This is a genomic window from Paenibacillus popilliae ATCC 14706, assembly GCF_000315235.1.
GTDB classification, from domain to species: Bacteria; Bacillota; Bacilli; order Paenibacillales; family Paenibacillaceae; genus Paenibacillus_B; species Paenibacillus_B popilliae.
On sequence record NZ_BALG01000514.1, the window covers coordinates 1 to 314 of the forward strand.

At 36.9% G+C, this 314-nt stretch carries 1 protein-coding gene; it reads left to right on the plus strand.

All coding sequences use genetic code 11. The features are described from left to right. Positions 1–184: 184 nt before the first annotated feature. Positions 185–314: DNA-binding protein (locus PPOP_RS26270; RefSeq protein ID WP_006288322.1), on the plus strand; the 130-nt coding region annotated here is incomplete at its 3' end.

Sequence of the window (314 nt, forward strand, 5' to 3'; positions counted from 1 at the left end):
TTTTGTTAGTCGGGATTATAAGAGGTTAGAGATATTGCATGACTTAGCAAAATTATGAAAAAATCATATTGTAATATATTGTAGTATGTAGTATTATGTAATTACTACATACTACATACTACATACTACATACTACATATTACATATTACATACTACATACTACAATATGGAGGGTGATTTTACATGGCAGGAGTAGCAAAAATCACGAAAGAGCAAATCTGGGCGGCGGCAGAAAAGTTGTTACAAGAGGGTAAGTCTCCAACGTTGGCAGCTGTGCGTGGGGTAGTCGGTGGCGGCAGCTATACGACGATTA